General features: G+C 41.2%; 15 protein-coding genes. 11 read left to right on the top strand and 4 right to left on the bottom strand.

Going from position 1 to position 17034, the window contains the following annotated elements; genetic code table 11:
* Positions 1 to 83: 83 nt before the first annotated feature.
* Complete coding sequence (locus IYN84_RS02010; RefSeq protein WP_196137494.1) at positions 84 to 704, top strand: hypothetical protein; 621 nt, start codon at positions 84 to 86, stop codon at positions 702 to 704.
* 293 nt (positions 705 to 997) lie between these two features.
* Complete coding sequence (locus IYN84_RS02015) at positions 998 to 1579, top strand: DUF4124 domain-containing protein (RefSeq protein ID WP_196137495.1); 582 nt, start codon at positions 998 to 1000, stop codon at positions 1577 to 1579.
* Positions 1580 to 1585: 6 nt separating this feature from the next.
* Here IYN84_RS02015 and IYN84_RS02020 read toward each other — a convergent pair whose 3' ends face one another.
* Both IYN84_RS02020 and IYN84_RS02025 read right to left on the bottom strand, forming a co-directional pair.
* Positions 1586 to 2353 carry a UDP-2,3-diacylglucosamine diphosphatase gene (locus IYN84_RS02020; RefSeq protein ID WP_196137496.1) on the bottom strand — a complete coding sequence of 256 codons (768 nt, stop codon included), beginning with the start codon at positions 2351 to 2353 and terminating at the stop codon, positions 1586 to 1588.
* 154 nt (positions 2354 to 2507) lie between these two features.
* Positions 2508 to 3002, bottom strand: a complete 495-nt coding sequence (locus IYN84_RS02025) for a peptidylprolyl isomerase (protein WP_196137497.1) — start codon at positions 3000 to 3002, stop codon at positions 2508 to 2510.
* A 217-nt stretch (positions 3003 to 3219) separates the two neighbouring features.
* Here IYN84_RS02025 and IYN84_RS02030 point away from each other — a divergent pair, with 217 nt between their 5' ends.
* The 8 genes from IYN84_RS02030 to map all read left to right on the top strand — a co-directional run bounded on the left by IYN84_RS02030 (position 3220) and on the right by map (position 14725).
* On the top strand, positions 3220 to 5214 hold the full coding sequence (locus IYN84_RS02030; protein ID WP_196137498.1) for a TonB-dependent siderophore receptor: 1995 nt from the start codon (positions 3220 to 3222) through the stop codon (positions 5212 to 5214).
* A gap of 1 nt (position 5215) precedes the next feature.
* On the top strand, positions 5216 to 5782 hold the full coding sequence (locus IYN84_RS02035; protein WP_196137499.1) for a YfiR family protein: 567 nt from the start codon (positions 5216 to 5218) through the stop codon (positions 5780 to 5782).
* The gene (locus IYN84_RS02040; protein ID WP_196137500.1) at positions 5779 to 7869 is read left to right on the top strand and encodes an EAL domain-containing protein; all 2091 of its coding nucleotides are present in this window, start codon (positions 5779 to 5781) and stop codon (positions 7867 to 7869) included. Before IYN84_RS02035 ends, IYN84_RS02040 begins: the two co-directional genes overlap by 4 nt.
* 405 nt (positions 7870 to 8274) lie before the next feature.
* Positions 8275 to 9666 carry a cysteine--tRNA ligase gene (gene cysS, locus IYN84_RS02045; RefSeq protein ID WP_196137501.1) on the top strand — a complete coding sequence of 464 codons (1392 nt, stop codon included), beginning with the start codon at positions 8275 to 8277 and terminating at the stop codon, positions 9664 to 9666.
* A gap of 214 nt (positions 9667 to 9880) precedes the next feature.
* Positions 9881 to 10411, top strand: a complete 531-nt coding sequence (fabA, locus tag IYN84_RS02050; protein WP_196137502.1) for a bifunctional 3-hydroxydecanoyl-ACP dehydratase/trans-2-decenoyl-ACP isomerase — start codon at positions 9881 to 9883, stop codon at positions 10409 to 10411.
* A 75-nt stretch (positions 10412 to 10486) separates the two neighbouring features.
* Entirely contained in the window at positions 10487 to 11701 is a 1215-nt protein-coding gene (fabB, locus tag IYN84_RS02055; RefSeq protein ID WP_196137503.1) for a beta-ketoacyl-ACP synthase I, read from the top strand.
* A 127-nt stretch (positions 11702 to 11828) separates the two neighbouring features.
* The gene (locus IYN84_RS02060) at positions 11829 to 13868 is read left to right on the top strand and encodes an ATP-binding protein (protein ID WP_196137504.1); all 2040 of its coding nucleotides are present in this window, start codon (positions 11829 to 11831) and stop codon (positions 13866 to 13868) included.
* A 113-nt stretch (positions 13869 to 13981) separates the two neighbouring features.
* Positions 13982 to 14725, top strand: coding sequence for a type I methionyl aminopeptidase (gene map / locus IYN84_RS02065; RefSeq protein ID WP_196137505.1), 744 nt, complete (start codon positions 13982 to 13984; stop codon positions 14723 to 14725).
* Between the two features lie 31 nt (positions 14726 to 14756).
* On the opposite strand, the gene IYN84_RS02070 is transcribed toward map, so the two are convergent.
* Both IYN84_RS02070 and IYN84_RS02075 read right to left on the bottom strand, forming a co-directional pair.
* Positions 14757 to 14990 (bottom strand): SlyX family protein, encoded by a 234-nt coding sequence (locus tag IYN84_RS02070; RefSeq protein ID WP_210330266.1) that lies wholly within the window; start codon positions 14988 to 14990, stop codon positions 14757 to 14759.
* A complete protein-coding gene (locus IYN84_RS02075) occupies positions 14990 to 15505 on the bottom strand; it encodes a glutathione peroxidase (RefSeq protein ID WP_196137506.1) in 516 nt (171 codons plus the stop codon). Before IYN84_RS02075 ends, IYN84_RS02070 begins: the two co-directional genes overlap by 1 nt.
* 131 nt (positions 15506 to 15636) lie before the next feature.
* Between IYN84_RS02075 and IYN84_RS02080 the strand changes: the two genes are divergently transcribed.
* Positions 15637 to 17028: a M20/M25/M40 family metallo-hydrolase gene (locus IYN84_RS02080; RefSeq protein ID WP_196137507.1), complete on the top strand. Its 1392-nt coding sequence runs from the start codon at positions 15637 to 15639 to the stop codon at positions 17026 to 17028.
* The last annotated feature ends 6 nt before the right edge of the window (positions 17029 to 17034 follow it).

Genomic DNA, 17034 nt, shown 5'->3' on the forward strand with positions numbered 1-17034 from the left:
CGCGCGGTTTTTGGGTTGCTGGTGAGCTAACCGGATAATAGGCCCGAATAGAGTTTTAAGAATAAGGATTTTGGAAAGTTATTATGAAGTTTAAAATTATTACCTTGATGGTTTCTGCGTTATTTAGTGCCAACCTGAAGGCTCTGGATAGTCAAGAGTCGGTTAATAGCATGGGAAATAGACCTGATTCTTCCAATGGTTGGTCTGTCTCACTTGGACATTTGAATCTTGAAGAAAAAAATGCGTTTGCTGAAGGTATCAAAGATACCGCGTTCTATCTAAGAGGCGCATGGGAAGGGAACAAGGACCAGCTGGTTTATGGTGCAGGATTGACGATTGCCTTTTTATCCGATAATGATTCCTTTAGTGTTGTCGTCGAAGACTATTTTGGTGATGTTTCAACCGCTTCCTCTGATGCAACCGCTTTTGGTGGCTTTGGTGAAATTGGTTATAGCATGCCTTTTGAGAGTAATAATGCAAGTTTTGATATTTTAGGTGGAGTAGAGTTACTTTGGGCTGAAAGGGGTATCACTAATTGCTCCAACTGTCCGAGTGAGGATATCAATCTGGACGGCGGACTCTACTTTAAACCGCGCTTTCGATTCTTTACAAGTTCGACTATGGCTGTCTCCATTGCATATCAACATTACCTTTCAGCAGATATAGAAAACGGAATCAGCGTAGATTTCTCCTGGCATTATTAGACCAGAGTGATTAGACCGTAACAGTGGTATCTCAGTATTCAGCAATATCAGGCGTCTTAGGGTCTGCTATTGCTATTACTGAGTTCCAGATTCTTTAAGCCTTGATGCTGGTCTTTTATCTATCTGTCGCTGTTTATTATCGATTAGCATAGATGGTCAGTATCATTCGAGGAAATATTGCCTTTATCGAGCTATACTTTTTATCTGCTAATTATTAATTGAAGTAAGAGGCTTGGTTGATTGTGGGAGCTACCTGGGTAAGGCTAATTGCATTTGCGATAGTGGCATGTAGCATGTTTGTTTTTTTTCGCTATATAGTCAACCAAACGGAGTCCGCCGATCCTTCAGCGTCCAGCCATACTGAAAACATTTCAAGGTCTGAAACAGAAAAAAATACCGAAGCAGTTCCGGCTATTTCTGAAGATTCTTTCGTGAATAATTCGGATCAAGAAGTTAAGAGTCGAATGTATCAATGGAAGGATGAGAAAGGCGTTATTCAGTACACTCAGGAACCGCCTCAAGAAAGAGAGTACGAAGAAATCGAAATTGTCACTGCCAAAGGCGAAGAAAGATATTCACCTGTGACTGCTTCTCCTTATTCGAACAGTTCTTCCGGTCAAACAAAACAGAAGACCAATCGAACAACTTCAGTTTCTAATAGTCCCACCAAAATTGAATTGTCGAGCCGCTGTAAAAGAAGCTATAGCCGGGTCGAACAGTTGGAAAGAAAAGTTGCGAACTCAAAAAACATAGTTGATAGTATCTGGCTTCAGGATTATTGTTCAGCGCTATCAGAATTTATTCATGAAGGCTGTGTTCTTCCAAAAAGTGAAGTAACCTATAACAGTTACTGTCCAGTGAGATTCAGACGTTAGAGGCTCTTAATCTGTGATTGAAAAAAAATGACTCGTAGCTTTATCGTTTTTGAGTTCCAGATAATGTCCTTTTTCTCTCCAGTCACTAAGCACTATTCTTTTAACTGTTCGACTTCTAACTGTTTCGATATTGTCTGGTTCTTCCAGATTTAATTTCAGTGTATGCTCGTCCGGTCGATGAGTATGTCCGTGAATCAGCCAGTCACAATTTAACTGGATAAACGCTTCTTCAACGGCTTTTTGATTCACATCCATAATTTCGGTTTGCTTGTCAGCTTGAGCTGCCTTACTTTGCGCTCTTACACTTGCTGCATACTCTTTCCTTTGAGCAAGGGTCATTGACAAGAATTTCTGTTGCCAATCTGCACTGCGAACCATTTTTCGAAAGTTCTGGTAATCAGTGTCATCGGTACACAAACTATCTCCGTGCATGATACTGATATTATGATTTTGCCATGAAATATTAGCTGGGTCATCGAGTAGATTCGCGTTGCAGGCTGCAATAAACTCGGCTCCAAGAAGAAAATCACGATTTCCATGCAGGAAAAATAACTCACCACTATTTCTGGAATATTCTCTGAATAATTCGGTTACTTGGCGGGCCAGTTCACTATCATCGTCGTCTCCAATCCATACCTCAAATAAGTCTCCTAATACATACAGTTGACTGGCTTTTGGCGCGATTTCCATCATGTAGTAACGAAACAAAGCCATCAGATGGCTTTGCGGTGTTTCCAGGTGGAGGTCTGAAATGAAGTGGATAACTTGGCTCATTGGCTGATCGATTTTTAGTTGTCTTATGATTTTGCTTGACTGTGATTTGGAGTCTGCATCCTATTCAAAGTGCTTATTTCAATTCGATAAACTGGATAAGCACTCGAATACATCTGACTCAATACAAAAAACAGGGTGAAATAAAAGCGCGCTACTACTCTTCAATAGTTACCTTGTTTATCTCTACCGTTTCAGTGGGAACATCCTGCATGTTTCCTCTGAAACCTGTGTTGACTTCCTTAATCTGGTTCACCACAGTCATTCCTTCAACCACCTCTCCAAATACTGCATAACCCCAGCCTTGCATTGTTTCTGCGCTAAAATCCAGGAAGTCATTATCTTTAACATTAATGAAAAACTGGCAAGTTGCAGAATGCGGATCCATCGTTCTGGCCATCGCTACTGTGCCTGTCTTGTTCGACAATCCATTCTGAGATTCACAGGAGATGGGAGATTTGGTTGGCTTTTGTTTTAAATCTGCATCAAATCCACCCCCTTGAATCATAAAATTACTGATTACTCGGTGAAAAATTGTACCGTCGTAATGACCTTCTTTTGCATATTCCAGAAAGTTCGCTACAGACTGTGGCGCTTCTTTTTCAAACAGTTTGATTTTTATGTCACCATAGTTGGTATGTAATGTAACCATTATTAAGGCCTCTGATAGTTTGTACTGAAGTCGATCTTACCTCATTACTCGTAGATTGAAAATTGAGTTTCTACTCAGAATGGTTCTTTTTACATTTATATGTTTGAAAATAAAAGAGTTTCGTGATTGTTAGCGGTATAGATTAAATGGCAATTTAAGTGCCAGAGTCTATACTCTTATGCAAGAATCCTGTTTGTCTGACCGGAGCTTTAATCTTATGAAAAAGCCTTTGGAGATGTTACTCGCAGCATTTCTGCTCTCATTCGGCTCCTCTAATGCATCAACAAATGAACCGCCAACCGCCGCGGACTTAATTGAGCTGCAGTTAGAAGATCTGGTTTCAATGGAAATTGAGATTGAAACCGCCGGAAAAAAAGATACTAAAGCACTTAACCTGCCATATGCTGCTTATGTGATCACTAAGGAAGACATCAGAGAATATCAGGTTCAAACCATTCCCGAAGCTTTAAGAATGGCGCCTGGAATTCTCGTTGAACAGATGGGCAGTCGAGAATGGGGGGTATCAATCAGGGGAGCCGGGGGACGTTTTTCCCGATTTGTACTCGTATTAGTCAATGGACGTTCGTTAAACAATACCATGTTTAGCGGAGTTAACTGGGATGAAATTAATCTTTCCCTTAACAATATTGAAAGAATAGAGGTCATTCGCGGGCCAAATGCTGAATCCTGGGGGGCAAATGCTGTTAATGGAATTGTCAATATAATTACCTCTAACCCGAGCGAACTTTCTACTAGCCGACTGTCATTGACAAAGAGTAACGACTCTAGCTATCGAGCCGAACTATCTCTGGGGCAGGAAATAAAAAATAACTGGTATCATTCTATTGCAATTAACTCTCATTCTGTAGAAGGATTGCAAAATCGAGATATGTCGCTCGAAGAGAACTCAACTTCCAGCTGGCGAACACAATACCACGTAGAAAAAGTTGAGAAGGCAAACCGGTTTTCAATTTCATTTGATAAAGCGTTCAATGAATCCTCTAACTTCTGGAGCGTATACAGTCTACCCGAACGAGATATTGAATTAATTGATGAAGAAAAAAATACCGAAGTGATTCAACTGGACTGGCAACATTGGAAGTCTGACAAGACTCAGATAAAGACCAGAGTATCAGCACAAAATACAAGTAGAGACAGTTTATCTTACCGGTGGGATTCTAAAAATTATCAGGCTGATGTGGATTTTCTACACATCTACGATCAACATCAACTTGGATTTGGTATTAATTTCAGACGTTCAATAGGGGTCCTGGCTACCAGTGACAGGTTACCTATTCATATTGAACCAGATAGAGTGGAGATTGATTATTCTGGAATATATTTTAATGGAAAATTTTCTATTCCTGACAAAAATCTGACACTGGTAACTGCGGCTCGCCTCGATCATAACTCTCAAACAGGTTATGAGTTTCAGCCATCAATGAGGCTGATGTGGAAAGCATCTGGTAAAGGGCGTGTATGGTATGCCTTGTCGCAAGCCTCTACAATACCTTCGGCTGTTGTTAACGGTGGTTCTGATGATATTTTCACCTACTTAACTCCGCAAGAAACAGGCTCACCATATCCGTTAGTAGTGTTTCGTGAAGAGCAGATAAGAAATATTGATGCAACAAGAGTCACGGCGCAGGAACTGGGCGGACGTTATGTATGGGAGCAAGCTCATATTGACGTAGCCTTATATGAATTCAGGTATAGTAATGAGTTGGCCGTTATTGAGTTAGGAGAACCTCAGATTTCTAACTGGCCTCCTGATGAAAGCTCCTTTTTGACTCAACGAGTAGAGTTGGCATCCAACTATAATTATAAGAGTCATGGTGCGGAAATAAGGTTTCTGGCCAGATTTAATCCTTCTTGGGATTTTGAGCTGGCTTACAGTTTTAATGATGTTGATGAAGAAGGTATTTATGGTGCGAAAAACCTTGCTTCGATTAGAAGTCAGTATCGTATCACGGAGGATTTTTCGGTTGCCCTTTGGTTTAGACACTCTTCAGGCAACGAGGTTTTGGCAACTGATAAATCTGATACCTATGATTTTATTTTCTCCTATCAGCTGATGAATCAATTGAAAATATTTTACACAGCTAAAAACATTGGTGAAGAGAGGTACTTAAACGGAATTCGCGAGTTCTTTACTCATGAATATCTTTATCTTGAAGAAAATCATCTGTTAGCCGTTGAATGGGTGTTTTGACGTGTCTTCTAAATTTCTTGCAAGATTTTTCGTTATTCTTTTTCTAAGCTATATTCCGGCTTTAAATGCTGCAGAGATACAGAAGACGGAAGCTTTAAAAGTCGCTTATCTTTATTACTTTTCAAAATTCATATCCTGGCCTGAGGAAGTTCAAAGTGAAATGGAAAGTCTCAATTTGTGCGCAGGTGAAGTCAATGAAAATATCAGATTTCAACTGGGAACAATTGATGGAAAGAAGGTTGGTCAGAAAACTCTCCATGTTGTTTATCTTGAACCTGATGATGATAGTCACTATGCGGATCGCGAGGATAAAAATGAATCCGTGATCGAAAGATGCAATATATTGTTTGTAAGTAATAATATGATTGACTGGTATCACGAGCGACTAGCCAGAGTACCGGAGCACGCCCTGGTAGTAGCAGAGTCTGAATCTGTAGCAAGACGTGTTATTTTGCTTCATCGATCGGATAATAAGCTTAAATTTGAAATTGATAATGATATTGCAATTCAAAAGGGATTGAAGATCAGTTCGAAGCTACTCAAGCTTTCTCAGGAGAAAAGCAGATGAGAAAGCTTTTTCTTAATGCTTCGATCCGAGATAAAATTATTATCATCACCTGTTTGATAAGCTTTACTGTATCTTTGATGATGACTGTCGTTTTGGCTTTTCAAGAGTACTATCGTGCACAGCAAAACTTTTACAAAAGAATAACTCTTGAAGCCCAGATTATAAGCGATAATATTGGTTCAGCAGTCCTTTTTAATGACAGGGATACACTAGCTGAAACAAGTAAGAGTTTTTTTCAGGATAGGTCAATCCTTTCTGTGTCGGTTTTTGATGAAGAAGGTGTACTTTTCTTTGAGTCTATAAGAGAGGAAAGGTTGAATGACAACCCTGCTGTCCTAAAAGACGCCTCAAGCCGAAGTCGAGGTAATCTTCATTTGGAAACAAAAGAGTCGATAACTCTGGTTGACAAGGGAATCGTTGTAGATGAAGAGAGAGTCGGTACTTTACAAATTAGTGCAATCAACTATCAGTTAGATTCAATAATACATAATATTTTTACAACAATGGCGTGGAATATTGTGCTTTCGGTTGTACTGGCAAGTATTCTGGCCGCATTTCTACAGAAGTTGATATCTGCACCTATTTTGAATCTATACAAAACTTCAAAGTTAGTCGCAAAAACTCAAGACTACTCGGTCAGAGCCAGGCAACATAGTCAAGATGAAGTCGGGAGTCTGGCAAGTATGTTTAATCAGATGTTGGAAAAAGTTGAGCAACGTGACGAAAAGCTGGAAAAGCTGGTTGAGCAACGAACCTTTGAACTTGAAAAGTTGGCTGAAGAGTTCAAACATAGGGCCTTTCATGACTCGTTGACAGGTTTACCAAACCGGGCATTGCTTTCGGAAAGGTTTGACCTTGCAATCGAGCATGCTAAACGAAGGCAGAATAAGTTTGCGTGCTTGTTGTTAGATTTGGATAACTTTAAGACGATCAATGATAATAAAGGACATAGTTATGGCGACCAGCTTCTTATAGAAGTTGCCAATCGTCTTAAAAACACAATTAGAAGAGAGGATCTGGTTGCCAGATTAGGAGGCGATGAGTTTGTAATCCTTCTCAGCGACATTGAGGGAACGGAAGGTCTGTATTCCTTGCTAGAAAAAATTATTGAGGCGGTCGGTAAGGAGTTTTACGTCAATAATGAAGTGGTCAGAACCGGAGTGAGCATTGGGGCCAGTCTTTTTCCTGATCATGGATCCACAATGAATTCTATTAAAAGAAAAGCAGATGTTGCAATGTATAGAGCAAAGGATGGCGGTAAAAATTGCTTCTATATTTATACACCAGATATGCAAGAAGATGTCAGGTATCGGTTAATGATTCAGAATGATCTGGAGACTGCGATACAAGAAGAACAGCTTCTCCTCTATTTTCAGCCAAAAATTCACAATAAGGCGAAACTAATTAAAGGTTGTGAAGTGTTAGTGAGATGGGAACATCCAAAAGAAGGTTTTCTTTCTCCTGGAGAGTTCATACCTTATATGGAAGAGAGTTCGCAAATAATATCTCTTGACTACTATGTTGTTAAGAAAGCGTGTGAGACTATAAAAAGATGGCAATCTTCTGAATTATCTGAAATCTCTTTGGCTGTAAACCTTTCGGGACGTCATTTTACCAACTATCGAATTGTCGATAAAATCAAGGGTTTGATTGATGATTTTTTTATCAATCCCGGATTACTTGAAATTGAAATAACCGAAGCCGTATTAATCGAAGATCCGGAGGTTGCGCAAAGTGTAGTAAGCGCGCTAAAGAGGTTAGGGGTCCGGCTTAGCCTGGATGATTTCGGTACAGGATATTCATCCCTTAACTATCTGAGAACTTTGCCTATTGACTGTATTAAGCTGGATCAATCCTTTATTCATTCAGTCGATGTCAATGAGCAAGATAAACGACTGATTAAGGGAGTTGTTTCTTTAGGAAAAGGGCTGGGTTTGGAGCTTGTTGCCGAGGGTGTCGAAACTGCAAGTCAATTGAATATTCTGGAGTCACTTGGTTGTGACTATGTTCAAGGCTATTATTTTCTCAAACCTGTTTCTGAAAAAGAGTTCATCCAATGGTATGAAAAATATACCAGAAGGATGTGACAATGGTGATTACACTTTCTTATTGGAATGTCTTACCTGCTGTCATTGAGCGTTTCAATTGAATTAATAGAATTTTTTTCACACTCTATTTACGTTTGGCAAATGTTTGACATAGGCATCTCAACTTCACATTTATTAATTTCATTGGAATAGACGTGATTTAGCATTTCAACCTATTTATAATGGAAGAAAGGCTAGGCGCTACCTGGTTAAATTTTAGACGCCTTTTGAATGCTTTATTGCATGGAGAATTCCTTCAGAATAAGAAAGGTTGATTATTCAGGATGCATTATGTTTTATGGAGCATTCCTGCAGTAAGAGTTTGCTTGTAGTAAGAGTTTGCCTGTAGTAAGTGTAGTCCAAGTCAAGTTATAGAATATTTTCTGGTTAGGAGTAACATTGCAAATGTTGCAAATATACAACAGTATCTCGCAGTCAAAACAAATTTTTAAACCTATCGAGCCCGGTAAAGTACGCATGTATGTGTGCGGGATTACTATTTATGACTACAGTCATGTAGGGCACGCAAGAACTTTCGTTGCTTTTGATGTGATGACCAGATATTTGCGTTTTTCTGGGTATGATTTAACTTTTGTCCGAAACATCACTGATATCGATGACAAGATCATAGCTAGAGCGAATGAGAATGGTGAGTCCATAAGTGAACTGACTACTCGTTTCGAGAAAATCATGCATGAAGACTTTTCTGCTTTGGGAATGTTGAAGCCTGATGTTGAGCCCAAAGCAACCCAGTCTATTGATGAGATAATTGATATCATTGAAACCCTGGTCGATAAAGGTTACGCATATCAGGGAGATTCCGGGGATGTCTATTACCATGTTCCTAAGTTTGCGGAGTATGGAAAGCTATCCAAGCAGCACATAGAACAATTGCAGGCCGGAGAGCGCGTTGATGTTGCTACAGACAAAAAAAGCCCCCTTGATTTTGTCCTTTGGAAGAAAGCAAAGCCAGAAGAGCCTAGTTGGGACTCGCCATGGGGAGCCGGGAGACCTGGCTGGCATATTGAATGTTCGGCTATGTCAAAAAAGTGTCTGGGTGATCATTTTGACATACATGGCGGTGGTTCTGACTTGCAGTTTCCTCATCATGAAAATGAAATAGCACAATCTGAGGCGGCAAATGGCTGCTGCTTTGCTAACACCTGGATACATACAGGTATGGTGCAGGTGGATAAGGAAAAGATGTCCAAATCTTTGAACAACTTCTTTACTATTCGTGATGTATTAAAACAATTTCGTCCAGAAGCTGTTCGTTTTTTCATGGTAAGTAGTCACTATCGTAGTCAGCTTAATTATAGTGAAGATAACTTGAAAGCTGCTGACGCTGGTCTGGAGAGACTATATTTGTCTTTAAGAGATTTGGAGTTGACGGAGTTGCCCGTTGTTAGTGATGACAATGCTTTTCTGAAAAAATTTAAGCTGGCTATGGATGACGACTTTAACACCCCGGAAGCGATAGCAGTCCTGTTTGAATTAGCCAAAGAAATCAACCGCCTGAAGGGCGATGATGCTGATAAAGCACGCGAAAGTGCTGCTGTTTTAATTATGCTGGGTGAAGTCCTTGGTATTTTGCAGCAAGAGCCTGAAGCGTTTCTCAAGTCTTCAGCCTCTGATGAGGAGTCTGATGCGGCGGAAATAGAGGTTTTAATTGAGCAGCGTAACATGGCTCGAGCTGAAAAGAACTGGGCGCTTGCCGATGAGATCAGAGACAAACTATTGAAGGACGGTATTGTGCTGGAAGATAAGGGAGGAGTTACCAGTTGGCGTAGGGAGTAATACCGCTTCTTGAAGAATTGCTGTTTTGGTGGTTAGGTCACGAAAAGGCTACATTAGTCAGCGTACACTTGTTCGCTAAGGTCGTACCAGTTCAACATGGTAAACAAGGGATAATAGCGCGTTTTTAATCTGGGGCTATTAAGTCCGTAATTTACCAGTGATGGATCAAAGCGCTTATCGCCATAATCCCGCTGTCTTAAAAAGGTTTTTATCTATGAGTCGTACTGAGTCGTTTACACGCGAAGAATTAATTGCTTGTGGAAAAGGAGAGCTGATTGGTACTGCTACCGAAGGTCGACCAATTGCTCGTTTACCGCTTCCAAATATGCTAATGATGGACCGCATCACCTGCATCAGCGATGAGGGAGGAGCATATGGTAAGGGACAGGTTGTCGCGGAGCTTGATATTAACCCTGATCTTTGGTTTTTTGGCTGTCATTTTGAATCAGATCCTGTGATGCCTGGGTGTTTGGGCCTGGATGCAATGTGGCAATTAACTGGTTTCTTTTTGTCCTGGATGGGTTATCCAGGCAAAGGGCGAGCGCTAGGTGCGGGTGAAATAAAGTTCGTTGGACAGGTTTTGCCGACTGCTAAGTTAGTTAAATATGTGGTCGACATCAGACGAGTCCTCAGAAAAGGTTTGTCGATGGTTATTGCAGACGCCACCATGTTTGTGGACGGTAGAGAAATCTACACTGCAAAAAATCTCAGGGTCGGGTTGTTTGAATCCACTGATGATTTCTAAATTAAAATACTTTGATAGAGCTGAGTAGCTAGTTAAAGTATGGCTTAGAACAGAATTTATTAAAGAGGAATAATCATGAAACGAGTAGTTGTTACCGGAATGGGAGTTGTCTCCTGCCTTGGAAATGACGTCGAGAGTGTTAAAGAGTCATTGATACAAGGTCGTTCCGGCATTCGCTTTATGGAAAAATATCAGGAAATTGGCTTGCGTAGCAATGTGGCTGGTAGACCAGATATTAATGTCAGTGAGCATATTGATCGTAAAGTGATGCGTTTTATGGGCGATGCTGCGGCATACACTTATATTGCAATGAAGCAAGCGATAGATGATGCCGGTTTGAGCGAAGAACTGGTTTCGAATCCTCGTACCGGAATTATTACTGGTTCTGGAGGCGGCTCGCAAAAAGCACAGGTAGAATCAGTTAATATTTGTCTCGAAAAAGGTGTAAAAAGAGTGGGGCCCTACGCTGTACCCAAAACTATGGCTAGTACTACATCAGCCTGTTTGGCCACGCCATTTAAAATTAAAGGTATTAACTATTCGATCACTTCTGCTTGCGCTACCAGTGCTCATTGTATCGGCAATGCGTTTGAGCAGATTCAACTGGGTAAACAGGATATTGTGTTTGCCGGTGGTGGTGAAGAAGAAGACTGGCGTTTAACACTTTTATTTGATGCGATGGGGGCATTGTCTTCCAAATACAATGAAACTCCTGAGACTGCTTCAAGGCCTTATGATGCGACGCGTGATGGATTTGTTATTTCATCTGGCGGTGGAATATTGGTTCTGGAAGAGCTGGAACATGCAAAAGCACGTGGAGCCAGAATCTATGCTGAAATTGTTGGCTATGGTGCAACTTCCGATGGTTATGATATGGTTGCCCCTTCTGGAGAAGGAGCTGTTAGATGTATGCAGCAGGCTATTGCAACGGTAGAAGGTGATATCGACTATATTAATGCACATGGCACCAGTACTCCGGTGGGAGATACGCAGGAGCTAGCAGCTATTAAAGAAACTTTCGGTGATAAATTGCCTAAAATTGGCTCTACCAAATCTCTAGCGGGTCACTCTCTTGGTGCAACCGGTGTGCATGAAGCGATTTACAGCCTGATTATGATGGATAATGATTTTATTGCTGGTTCTATAAATATTAATGAGCTAGATCCAGACGCAGAAGGCTTGCCTATCGTTCAGAAAACTGAAGATGCTAAACTTAATCGAATACTATCCAATAGCTTTGGTTTTGGTGGTACCAATGCGAGTCTGGTTTTTGAGAAACTACAGGGCTAGAGTTGATTGTTTTTTGAGCAGGCTGGTTTGTTTGGTAAATAAGAAAAGCGCCTTAGTGGCGCTTTTTTGCAATATCGGGTTAGAATATAACAAAATCGGATAAAACATTAATGGATCTGGGAAGCATTTGGCTCGAATAAAGCAGTTTCTTATATGGGCTTTGGTGGTGGTGGTATCTCAATACTGTACAGGTATTGTGTTCGCCAGCCCGGATAATGCTATTGATTTAATCGATCCATTCGCACCAGACAAACCTACTTTCAATATTCCAGACGACTTCTATGGTCGCGTACCTTTTAAGCATATTCAGTTTTTAGCATTCCCTTCGGCCCAGTATACAGACACACAGATTCTATCGGGAATAGAAAAAGGGTGGCAGGATTTGCCGGAAAACTTTAGTCCTGATCCTAAAACAACCTATTGGTTTAGGGTAAGGATAGAAACGGCTCAGCAGCAAAAGCATTGGCTGGTTACTCCCGGCCTATGGCACAAGAGTCAGGCATTTGTTCGCAACGAGCAAGGCAAATGGAATAGTTTCAATACTAGTGTTTTCACCCCTGTATCAGAGCGACAATATCCGAGTCACTGGCCGATGCTTGTATTGGATATACCTGACGAGGGGATAACTCTGATTTTTAAGAATCAGGGGTTCAGATTCGGCCGCGATCCAATTGCACAACAAATACAGCTATTTTCCGAACCGCAATATCTTAAGCAAGTAGCCTCAGAAGAGAGAGTGCAGGGTGGCTACATGGGGTTTGCTATTGCGATTGCAGGTTTTCATCTGGTTTTATGGATCTGGTTCAGAGAGAAAACCTATTTGTGGCTAGTTGTTGCCATGATTGGCGGTCCGGTATTTTACCATGCGCTATTGGGCTTAGGTTTTACAGATCTCTGGCCAGAGTGGCCAGTGTGGAATGAGTATTCTTCTAGTCTGCTGGCCGCAGTGATTCCAGCGCTCTATCTTAGGTTCGGTGCCAGCTACCTTAATATTGGAACTTATTTACCTAAAGTTAACAGGATTGTAATACAGCTATTTTACCTGATATTAGCTTCTTCCCTGGCTGTGTTTTATCAGGGGATTGATTTACTGTTTATTCAAGCGATATTAACTACTTTAGCTTCTATCCTGCTTTTAGTTTCATCCATCTATCTAGCACTAAGAGGAAAACGTTACGCTTGGTATTTTGTTGCAGGAAACGGGATCATCTTGCTGGTCTTATTCTTCTGGCCATTTCTGGAAATTGGCAATATTGCAATGGATGATTTGCCTTTTTCCATTGTGAGCCTTTCTCAATTTGGTTCTGCCTGGCAAGGGATTTTGCTTGCGCTGGGAATGGTCGACAGGATGCAGTCTATGAAACAGACATTGTTAAAAAGGGAACTTGACTCGGAAAGGCAGGCTGTTAAACATGCGCAACAAACCAGAGCCTTGATTCAGGCACAAAATGAAGAGCTCGAATCATCCAACAAAGCGTTAAAAGAGCTCGATGATATGAAAGATGAGTTTCTTGCGCGGACTTCTCATGAACTAAATACGCCGCTAAATGGAATTATAGGGCTCTCACAGGTTTTGCTGGATGAGGAAATCGAGCTTCGTCCAAATGAACGCAAGGAATATATCGAACTGATTGCGCAAAGAAGTGAGCATTTGAAAGAGCTGGTTTCCGAGTTACTGGAGTTTGTTAAAACACGGAAAGAAGTCATCAATCTATATAAAGAAAAGATCGATATTAGTTCGCATATTGCGAAGATCGTTCTGACATTTCAGCCTCAAGCAGAAAACAAAGGCCTCTATCTGAAGCTTTTAAACAGCATTCCCGTTATCGTTAATGCGGATCCGCGTCGAATGAGACAGGTTCTGACAATATTATTAGATAATGCATTGAAATATACCGATCAAGGCGGGGTAAAAGTCAGTATTGAGCCGGAAGAGAGTTCGGTGGTCATTAAAGTCACTGACACCGGTATTGGTATCAGTGAAGAGCATCGTAATACAATTTTTGAACCCTTCAAGCAGCTCAAGCAAAATAACAAAACCAGGGAAGGGGCAGGGCTTGGCCTATCTATATGCAAGCATTTAATAGAACTTCATGGCGGAAGTATGTCAATCGAGTCGAAAATAGGAAAAGGCTCTTGCTTTTCAATTTCTTTACCCAAAAAATAACCGACTTAATTATTTGCCTGCTTTAAGCTGATTCACAGATATCGACAGGTTACAGAAACCCTGTGAGCAATTATTTTTTAGTAGTATATAAATACATGAACTCCGAGGAAAGAATGACAGTTGAAAGTCAACAAGATCTTGACGGAATATTGCAGGCGGGAAAAGTCGTAGCCCACGTCCGTAATGCTATGTTAGAAGCCGTAGAACCGGGAATAACAACGGCCGAACTAGACAACTTGGGTGGCGAGCTATTGGCAAAGTTTGGAGCTTTATCTGCGCCCAAAACTGTTTACAATTTCCCCGGTGAAACCTGCATTAGTGTTAATGAAGAAGCCGCTCATGGAATACCTGGCAAAAAAGTTATACAAAAAGGAGACATTGTTAATGTGGATGTCTCAGCACAGTTGAATGGGTACTTTGCTGATACCGGCGGGACAATTGTTGTCCCGCCTGAATCCAATAATAAATTACGATTATGTAATGCGACGAGATTAGCGCTAAAAAATGCATTGACTGAGGTCAGAGCAGGTCGTTTTATCAATCAAATCGGTAAAGCTATTCAGCAGACGGCTAAAGCTCATGGTTTTAAGGTTATTAAAAACCTTGCCGGGCACGGGGTTGGTCGAAGTTTACACGAAGAGCCGACGGATATTGTGAGCTATTTTGATAGCTCAGATAAGCGCCAGTTAAGGTTAGGCCAGGTTATCGCGATAGAACCATTTCTCTCCACTAGAAGTACCTGGGTTCGAGAAAAAGAAGATGGGTGGACCTTAGTTGGACACTCTGGAAATCTTTCTGCACAATTTGAGCATACGGTGATTGTCACCAATGGTATGCCGATAATTGCGACTCTTTAACGCTGATATATAAACCAGTTACACACAGGCTTTAATAGTGAGGTGGCGGAGTTTCCAGGTTTGCATCAATTACATTCGGTTCCTGCAATGAATCGACCTGTGCGTTGAGTTTTTCGATCAGACTAATTAGCTTGTTAATATCTTTTTGCTGCAATATCAATGAATGATTTAACTGATCAACCAGCTCTTCCTGAAACATTAACTTGGTTTCAAGCTCTTCGATCCTTGATTCCAATAAATCTGTGGTTTCTTTATCTTGCATCATTAATTCTTCAAACTGGAGTGGTTGGTATTCTGATCTAGCAGGGCCGCGACCTCTTTTTCTATATCCTCAGGTTTGTCTTTCGGCGCGAAACGCTTAAGTACTTTTCCTGACTGGTCAACCAGAAATTTTGTGAAATTCCATTTGATTGAACGAGAGCCTAGGATTCCGGGGGCGCTTTCTTTTAGATATTCATAGAGCGGCTCAGAATTATTGCCGTTAACATCAATTTTTGCAAACATCGGAAAACTAACCTTGAATGTTAAATCACAGAAGGTAGAGATTTCTTCGTTGCTACCTGGCTCCTGCTTTCCAAACTGGTTACAGGGAAAGCCGAGAACAGTAAAGCCCTTATCCTTATATTTTTCATATAACGACTCAAGCCCTTTGTATTGAGGTGTAAAACCGCACTTGCTTGCGGTATTGACAATTAGCAGAACTTTTCCCTTAAAGTCCGACAGCGGACGCTCTTCGCCTTTTATATTGCGTACTTGAAAGTCATAAATACTGCTTGTCATCTGTATTCGCCCTGTGATTGTTTCTAATTGATAGCATATGGATATTACACTTTATCGATTGATTTGATAAGCTTTGGCTCTTGCCAGATAAAATTGATAGTTAAACGATTACTAAAAAATAGGCTAATTCAATGAAACATATAAAACGCTTTTTGGGATTTACTTGTATTGCTCTGTGTTCACTTCAAAGCTTTTCCTCTTTTGCGTATTCTGAAGAAGAGACAAAAATCGTTGCCCAGTTAAGGGATCAGGCTCTAGGGAGTAACCTTGCATATGAAATTCTGGAGTCTCTGACTACCGAAGTCGGGCCCAGGATGGCTGGTACACCGCAAGACGCATTGGCGGTTAAATGGGGGGTAGAAAAATTCAAAGCTCTTGGTTTTGACAAGGTTTGGACAGAGCCGGTGACTTTTGACACATGGATTCGTAAATCGGAAGCTGCCGAGATTGTTGCACCATTCAAACACCAGCTGAATATTACTGCTTTGGGGTTTAGTGTTCCAACTCCTGACGAAGGTATCGAAGCTGAAGTAATTCATTTCAACACTATTGAAGATTTAATCGAAGCTGAAGAAGGTATCGCTGACGGAAAAATTGTTTTTATCAGTCGCAAAATGGAGAGATTCCGCGATGGTAAAGGGTACGGTCCGGCTGTTAAAGCCAGAAGTACTGGCGCGGTAGAGGCTGCCAGGAAAGGGGCTGTTGCTGTAGTTATTCGTTCAATTGGTACAGACTCGCACCGATTACCCCATACCGGAATGATGCGTTATAAAGAAGGAATAAAACAGATACCGGCTGCAGCAATGTCTAATCCCGACGCAGATCTGATGTTGCGAATATTCGAGCGCGGCAAGCCAGTAACTATGAAGCTGAGTCTGAATTCTCACGCGGGACCGGAGTATACTTCTCACAATGTTATAGGAGAAATGACAGGTTCAGAATTTCCTGATGAAAAGGTCATTATTGGTGGGCACCTGGACTCCTGGGATTTAGGTACTGGGGCCGTGGATGACGGTGCTGGAGTGGCGATTACTATGGCAGCAGCCAAAATCATAGGCGATGCAAAAGTTCGGCCAAAGAGAACTATTCGGGTTGTGCTATTTGCTAACGAAGAGCAAGGTCTAGTGGGGGCAAAGGCCTATGGTAAAGCACACGCGAATGACATCGCTAATCACGTAACAGGAGCAGAGTCAGACTTTGGCGCAGGACCGATTTATGCCTTTTCTTCAAATGTCGCGGCAGACAACATGCCAGTCGTTCATAAAATGGCAAAATTAATGAAGCCTCTCGGAATTGAATATGTAGACAACAATGCTGGGCCTGGACCCGATCTTTGGCCTGTCTATAATGCAGGCATGTCGGTATTTAGTTTAAAACAGGACGGTACCGACTATTTTGATTTACACCATACAGCAGATGATACTTTGGATAAGGTAAAGCCTGAGAACTTAGCTCAGAATACGGCTGCATATGTCGTTTTCGCTTACCTGTCAGCTAATAGTGAACAAAAAATCAGCCGTTAGGCTCAA

Origin of the sequence: Aliikangiella sp. G2MR2-5 (genome assembly GCF_015687155.1) — a bacterium.
In the GTDB taxonomy this organism is placed as follows: domain Bacteria; phylum Pseudomonadota; class Gammaproteobacteria; order Enterobacterales; family Kangiellaceae; genus Aliikangiella.